Genomic DNA, 7012 nt, shown 5'->3' on the forward strand with positions numbered 1-7012 from the left:
GTTTGCGACGGAGCGTACAGGGAAGTATTCACAGCGGTCCTGAAAACACCTGCCCCGTGCTTTGCCGCCACGTCTCAGGATCAGAGCGCCTGCAGACGCGTCCCGGCTCCAAGATTATTGTTCGTACGCCAACCGGGAAACCACCGGATTGGCATAGCCCTGAATGGCCTTGTCGCGCCAGCGCTCGTCGATGGCAGCCATACGCTGCTCGAATTTCTCACGAATTTCCTGATGCTCGTCCGGGTGCCAGGGCTTGGCCGGATAGCCTACCGGTAACTGCGGAGCCTCGCCGTAGATCATCTGATAGGCGATCAGGTTGGTGGGATGTAACACGTAATTGCCGATAATCTGGCGATCGATCTCATCCGCCAGCGCAGTGACATCGTTGAAATCTTTCTCAATCGGGGTACCGAACGCCGCATGGATGTGACCTTTCTGGCCGACAACCCCCTTGGCAATGCTGCCCAGGTCTTCGTGGGCCTCTTTCTGGTACTCATCCTGGTGCTCGGTGATATACAGCTCGCGCGCCTTGTAGCGATCACAGGGGTCCCACTCGTAGGAGATGGAGAGCGGCACAATGTGCAGCTCGCGCCAGAAATCCGCAAACGGCTGCTCTTTGGGCTTGGCCATGCCAAACATCGCTGCCAGCGCAGGATTGGTGCGATCCCGACCGTCTTTGGCACGGCCCGCGCGCTGAGCAATCCACACGTGTTCGTTCTCGTTCACGATCGAGTGGTGGATATAGCGGGATAGCGTGGTCGCCGCCATCAGTTTCTCGCGGCGGCTGCCGGAGCTGCGCTTCACCACGAAACACTTGTTCAGCTTCATGATGTCGGTCGCAAACTGCTTGGACAACAGATTGTCGCCAATAGCGATACGGGAAGTCTCGTGCCCTTCCTTGTACATGGCGAGAATTGCCAGCGCCGGGTCCATGGCGATGTCCCGGTGGTTACTGACGAACAGGCAGGCGCGGTCCTTGGGCAGGGTATCCAGACCGGAGATGGACAGGCCACAGCTGGTGCGATTGACCGCCTTCTCCAGATACTTGGCAATTACATCCTGTACGCCGCGCACATTGTTGGCATTGCGGAACTCGAAGCGCACCAGCTGGCGTACCAGCCAGGCGAGCGGGCGCTCGAGCTTGCCGGCCATACCGGGCAACAGAAAGTGTGCCACCACACGGGACATTTCGGGGTCTTCCACCAGGCGGCGCAGCGCCGGACGGACCTCGTCGTCCCGATAGGGGCGGATGTCTTCAAATTGACTAGTGTCCAGATTTCTCGCATTCATGGAATTCAACTACCTGCCAACCCCAGCGCGCGATCTCTGCGGTCGCTGCGCTCTGGCTTTTTCTTATAGTGGCCCAGATGCCACCAGAAAGAGGCGGCTGTGGGCGAAACCGGCGCAGAACATACCGGATGCAAGGAAGAACTGCCAGCACCAAGACGGACCCGGCAGTTAACCGGCGGCGCCAGCGCCCTCAACCCGGCGCCTATAGACATATATTGACGCCGCCCCGAGAATAGGGCGCTTTGCGTCACACATAACAAGAATCTGACCCGGCTGCCCGGCCAAAAGCGGGGCCGCCCACTTAGGTCAAATTTTGGCCGAACAAAGGAGAGCACCTTGAGCCAGACCAGTTCCAGCAATGCCAGCGAGTCCCACCCGCAAGACCCGCAGCAGTCGCACCGCACCCCCAGCCTGCTGGATGCACTGATTCCCCTACTGATTCTCATCGCACTACTCTCACTCTCCGTATTTTTCTATGGCGCCGACTCCTCCTACGGCCCCAACCAGATCGCCCTGCTGTTATGTGCAGGCGTCGCCGCCCTCGTGGGCATGAAGAACGGATTTACCTGGAAGGATATGGAAGGCGGCATGCTGCATGGCATCGGCCTTGTGTTCGGCGCCATCCTCATCCTTCTCGCAGTTGGCGCCCTGATCGGCAGCTGGATTCTCGCGGGCACAGTGCCATCAATGATCTATTACGGGGTTCAGATACTGTCTCCCCAGTGGTTCTATGCAGCCAGCTGCATCATCTGCGCCATTGTCGGCCTGAGTATCGGGTCCAGCTGGACCACTGCCGGCACCCTGGGCGTGGCACTAATGGGGATTGCCGGCGCGCTGGGGCTGAACCCGGCGATTACCGCAGGTGCAGTTATTTCCGGCGCCTACTTTGGCGACAAAATGTCCCCCCTGTCAGACACCACCAACGTGGCTGCTGCGGTAACCTCCAACGACCTGTTCCTGCATATCCGCCACATGCTCTGGACTACCATCCCGGCATTTACCATCGCGCTGGTGATTTTTTCGGTGATCGGCCTAAGCTCTGATACCGGCCAGGCCTCTGCAGAAGATATCCAGCAGCTGCTGGGCGCCCTGCAGGCCGAGTTCAATATTTCCATTATCAGCATGGTGCCCCTGGCGTTGTTGCTGTTTATGGCGTGGAAGAAAATCCCCGCATACCCGACGCTGATTATCGGCTCCCTGGTGGGCTGCCTGATCGCAATCATCTTCGAACCCAATGCCACCCGCCAACTCGCCGGTGGCGAAGGCCCCCTGAGCCTGCTGAAAGGCGCCTGGCACAGCCTGTTCGATGGCTACAAGTCCACCTCCAGTAATGAGGCGGTCGCTTCCCTGCTCTCCAAAGGCGGCATGAGCAGCATGCTCAATACGATCTGGCTGATTATTTCCGCCATGGCCTTTGGTGGCGTGATGGAGCGCGCGGGCTTCCTCGAGCGCATCGTCAACTGGGCGCTCTCCGGCGTGAAGACCGTGGGTGGGCTGATCACCTCCACCGTCGTCACCTGCTTCGGCATGAACGCGGCTGCCGGCGACCAGTATATGGCGATCATCATTCCCGGGCGCATGTTCCGCGAGGCTTTCGAGAACAAGGGCCTGCACGGACTGAACCTGTCGCGCACCCTGGAAGACTCGGGCACCATTACCTCCGTGCTGATTCCATGGAATACCTGTGGCGCCTATATGAGCGCGACCCTGGGTATCGCCACTTTCACTTATGCCCCGTTCGCCCTGTTCAACATCATCTGCCCCCTGCTCGCCATCGCCTACGGCTGGTTGCACTTCAAGCAAATGCCGCTGGGCAAGCAGGTACAATTGCAGGTGGCAGAGGAGCGCGGCTAACACACCCTTCCCGCCTTACAATTGTCCTGCTGTACCGGGCGAAGCGTCCCCCCGCGCTTCGCCCACACCGTGTAATATTTCTCTTTTATCAAGAACGTCTGCCCGTGAACCAGAAGCCCCCTGCCTCCCAATCCCAGCCCGGCTCGCAACCGGTATCCACGCTCTCCGAGCTGATCGCATCCGCCGATTTCAACCTGCGCTGGTTTGATGTCGGCCGCCGGATCCAGCCTGTCAGCAAAAAAACCGCCCAAGCCTTTGAAGACGGGGCCGCGCCGTGGCCACACCCGTACCTTCGTCAGGCCTGGTGCGGCCTGCTGCTGTGGCCAGTGGACGAAACGGCGGGCGGCGACCCGGTCGTGTGGTTCCTGCGCCTGCCGCTGGACGAGCAGGGCAAGCTATTGCTGCCCATCCGCGACCGTTTCCTGAAGCAACTGCAACAGGCGCTGTACCCCGAGGGCAATGGCGAAAAGGATCCGGCCAAGCACCTGCAACAGGCACTGGAGGGCAGCGGGCTGGTATTCACCCCGCCTGAGGAAAAGCGCGCAGTATTCCACGCCAAGGCCGCTAAACAACTAAAGCGGCCTGCCAGTGACCACTACCCAGCAGCCCAGGCCTACGCCAAAGATCCGGCTTCATTTCCCTGGGATCAGCTCGCCCTGCAGGGCATTGCCGACCTCGCGGTGCGCTGGGAAGAACAGCGGGACCGGCTCGCGGGGAGCATCCCGCGCTTCGCTGCACCGGCGCTGATCCCCCTGTGCCAGTGCCTGGAGAGCGAAGCCATTGACCACCACCTGGCGGAACCGCTGATCCTGCGTGCGGAACAGGCACTCGCTGCCGGCGCCCCCGAACAGAATGACCTGAACCTGGTTACCGCAGTGATTCGCGGCGTGTCCAACAGTATCGCCACCGGTATGCGCCAGCAGTTTCTGTTGCGCGTGCTGCAAAGTAGTGACGCTGCCACCCACGGCGAAGTACTCGCTGCCATCGGCAGTCGCTGCAGCGAAGACCTTCTTGTTCCAGAACTGGCGCAGCTCTGGCTGGAAAATCTCAGCGCCAGCCAGCCCCAGCAGACCTTTAACCTGCTGCTCACCGATCTGCTTTTCCTTCCCGAACTGCGCAACGTGCTGCTCGGCGTACTGCGCAATCCGGAGCGAAAAGATTCCGTTGCGCACGCGTTTGGCGAATTTCTGCAGCCCAGCGGAAATTAAGCGGAGCAATATTCACGCGCCAAAGTATCCCCCCTTCTACCCTGTATTCGCAGCGCGCATAAAAATATGCGCGCAATTCATCGAGTTTGTGACAGCCGGCAGCACCGGTTTATCGCGTTTTTGGCATGCAATGCAGCATTTTTTTGGGAATGTGAAGAGAAAAAAATTCTTTTTTACACACCGAAAAAAAATTCTCGACCGCGCTGCAGTGAACCAGGGCGCAATTTGGCGGATAACCCTTTAAATTCAGGCTTAGACGCGCGACAAACTGGCGGCCGTTTTATCCTGAATTCACCTCTGGCGGCTATTTTAACCGCGCGCCTATTACACTCCATTGGGCGGTATGTTTGTAGAAAAGATTTTTACAAAGCACACCAAACAGGTGACGTTTTATTGTCTATGCTATTGACTAACATCAACGGAAAGGAGTTAGGGGATGAATTTCACTCCAGCCAAGTACTTAACCGGAATTATATGTGCACTGGTCCTCGCAGGTTGTTGTGCACCGGCTCCGATGCCGGCCGCCTGCCCTCCGGGCTCAGAACAGATTCCAACTTCCATGGCCTGTCCTGCGGACGCGGATTGCTGGATGGCATCCGATAATGTGCGCTGTATGAAAGTGGTTAAATAATCACTCTCGTACCAGGTTCATGCAAATGCCGCTTCTCGAAGCGGCATTTTGCATTTCTGGCCCAGAGAAAATAACTTTCACCCACCGCTATTCCGCAACCATCTTCCGACAACTCCCCCATGCTCCCGGTTTTCCGGGAAGGCTCTGCCCCCAAAGCTTTCCGCCTTTAAAAAGTGCACGATTGCTCGATGATGCTGCCTTCTTGTGCTCTGTTGTCAGGCCCCGCGACATTCCCGGCTCTAGTTGGCTCAACGGTGTAATTACCGTTAATATTTGCGCCTATCCCCGTCTTTTTAAAAGCGAAGAAATATTGATCATGGATGCTCTCCCCCTGTCTGCTGCCATCTCCAAACTGCAACAACACAAAGACCAGCAGCGCTGGTCACTGCGGGAACTGTTTGCAGCCACTCCCGACCGGGCACAGGCTTTCAGCGCTGAGGCCGCGGGGATTTACCTCGACTACAGCAAGAACCTGCTCAATGCAGAGACCCTGCAGTTGCTGCTCGGGTATACCGATACCGCCAGGCTGAAAAGTGCCATTGATGCCCTGTTTTCAGGATCCCCCATCAATAACACCGAGCATCGCCCCGCACTGCACACGGCGCTGCGCTTTCAGGGCGAGCCCAAGACCGAACACGAACAGGCGGTAGCGGACTGCCGCGATCAGATGGAAAAGTTCACTGCGCGGATCCACGACGGCAGCTGGACCGGCTATACCGGCAAGCGTATCCGCCATGTAGTGAATATCGGTATCGGCGGCTCCGACCTGGGGCCGCGCATGGTATGCGAGGCACTGCGCCCCTGGCATAAAGAGGATCTCCAGGTGCACTTTGTCGCCAATATCGATGGTGCCGACCTGAGTGACACCATCGCCTCACTGCCCGCTGACGAGACTTTGTTCATCGTCGCCTCCAAGTCTTTCTCCACACTGGAAACACGCCAGAATGCGCTTTCTGCACGTCAGTGGGTGCTCGATGCAGGCTGTGCAAAATCCGACCTGGCAAAACACTTCGTAGCCGTGAGCAGCAATATCGTGGCGGCGCAGGATTTCGGCATCGCGGTGCAGAATATTTTCCCGATGTGGGACTGGGTTGGCGGCCGCTACTCCCTGTGGTCTGCAATTGGCCTGCCCATTGCGCTGGCCTGCGGCTTTGGCGTCTACAGCGACCTCCTGAAAGGCGCCAATGCCATGGATACCCACTTCGCAGAAGCGGAGTTTGCACAGAACCTGCCGGTGCTGATGGCGCTGATCCACTTCTGGTACCGTCAGTGCTGGGGTACCGGCAGCCTCGCGGTACTTCCGTACGCGCAGCGCCTGGCGAAGTTCCCGGCGTGGCTGCAACAGCTGGATATGGAAAGTCTGGGCAAAAGTGTGACCCGCGATGCCCAGCCGCTGCCCTACCCAAGTGGCAGCGTGATCTGGGGTGCGGAAGGCAGTAACGGCCAACATTCCTTCCACCAGCTGCTGCACCAGGGCACGGATATGATTCCGGCGGATTTTGTGGCGATCAAACAGTCCACGTCGGAGCTTGAAGAACAACACCAGTGGCTGCTCTCGTGCTGTCTGAGCCAGAGCCAGGCGCTGTTGCGCGGCAAGTCACTGGCGGAGGCTCGCAAGGAACTAGAGGCATCTGGCCACACACACAAGGAAGTCCATCAACTCGCCCCGCACAAGGTGATTCCGGGCAACCGCCCGAGCAATACCCTGGTTGTGGAAAAGCTGGATCCCTTCCATCTGGGCAGCCTGCTGGCCCTGTATGAACACAAGGTGTTCACTTTCGGTTGCCTGCTGGATATCAATCCCTTTGATCAGTGGGGTGTGGAGCTGGGCAAGGTACTCGGCAACGCGGTACACGATGCGATTGAGGGTGAAATACCAGAGGATTGGGATGGCTCTACGGCGCACCTGATGAAGCTTCTTCTTAAATAATTTTTAGGCCTTCGAGCCCGAGGAACCGCTTAGTAGGTCTTCTGGCGGCCAAGCACCGGGGGTGGGTTTTCAGGACCGAGCTAGGCGCCCCCCTGTGAA

Annotated in this window: 4 protein-coding genes; 3 read left to right on the top strand and 1 reads right to left on the bottom strand. The window is 58.4% G+C overall.

The window, feature by feature from the left end:
• Positions 1-114: 114 nt before the first annotated feature.
• The gene (locus tag B4U49_RS01860; RefSeq protein WP_078082883.1) at positions 115-1290 is read right to left on the bottom strand and encodes a 1-acyl-sn-glycerol-3-phosphate acyltransferase; all 1176 of its coding nucleotides are present in this window, start codon (positions 1288-1290) and stop codon (positions 115-117) included.
• Positions 1291-1626: 336 nt separating this feature from the next.
• Between B4U49_RS01860 and nhaC the strand changes: the two genes are divergently transcribed.
• The 3 genes from nhaC (at position 1627) to pgi (ending at position 6913) form a co-directional block, all read left to right on the top strand.
• Positions 1627-3144, top strand: coding sequence for a Na+/H+ antiporter NhaC (gene nhaC, locus B4U49_RS01865; protein ID WP_420811458.1), 1518 nt, complete (start codon positions 1627-1629; stop codon positions 3142-3144).
• 104 nt (positions 3145-3248) lie between these two features.
• Complete coding sequence (locus B4U49_RS01870) at positions 3249-4352, top strand: DUF3549 family protein (protein WP_078082884.1); 1104 nt, start codon at positions 3249-3251, stop codon at positions 4350-4352.
• Positions 4353-5299: 947 nt separating this feature from the next.
• Complete coding sequence (pgi, locus tag B4U49_RS01875) at positions 5300-6913, top strand: glucose-6-phosphate isomerase (RefSeq protein ID WP_078082885.1); 1614 nt, start codon at positions 5300-5302, stop codon at positions 6911-6913.
• Positions 6914-7012 lie beyond the last annotated feature (99 nt).

This window comes from Microbulbifer mangrovi (assembly GCF_002009015.1).
Taxonomy (GTDB): Bacteria; Pseudomonadota; Gammaproteobacteria; order Pseudomonadales; family Cellvibrionaceae; genus Microbulbifer; species Microbulbifer mangrovi.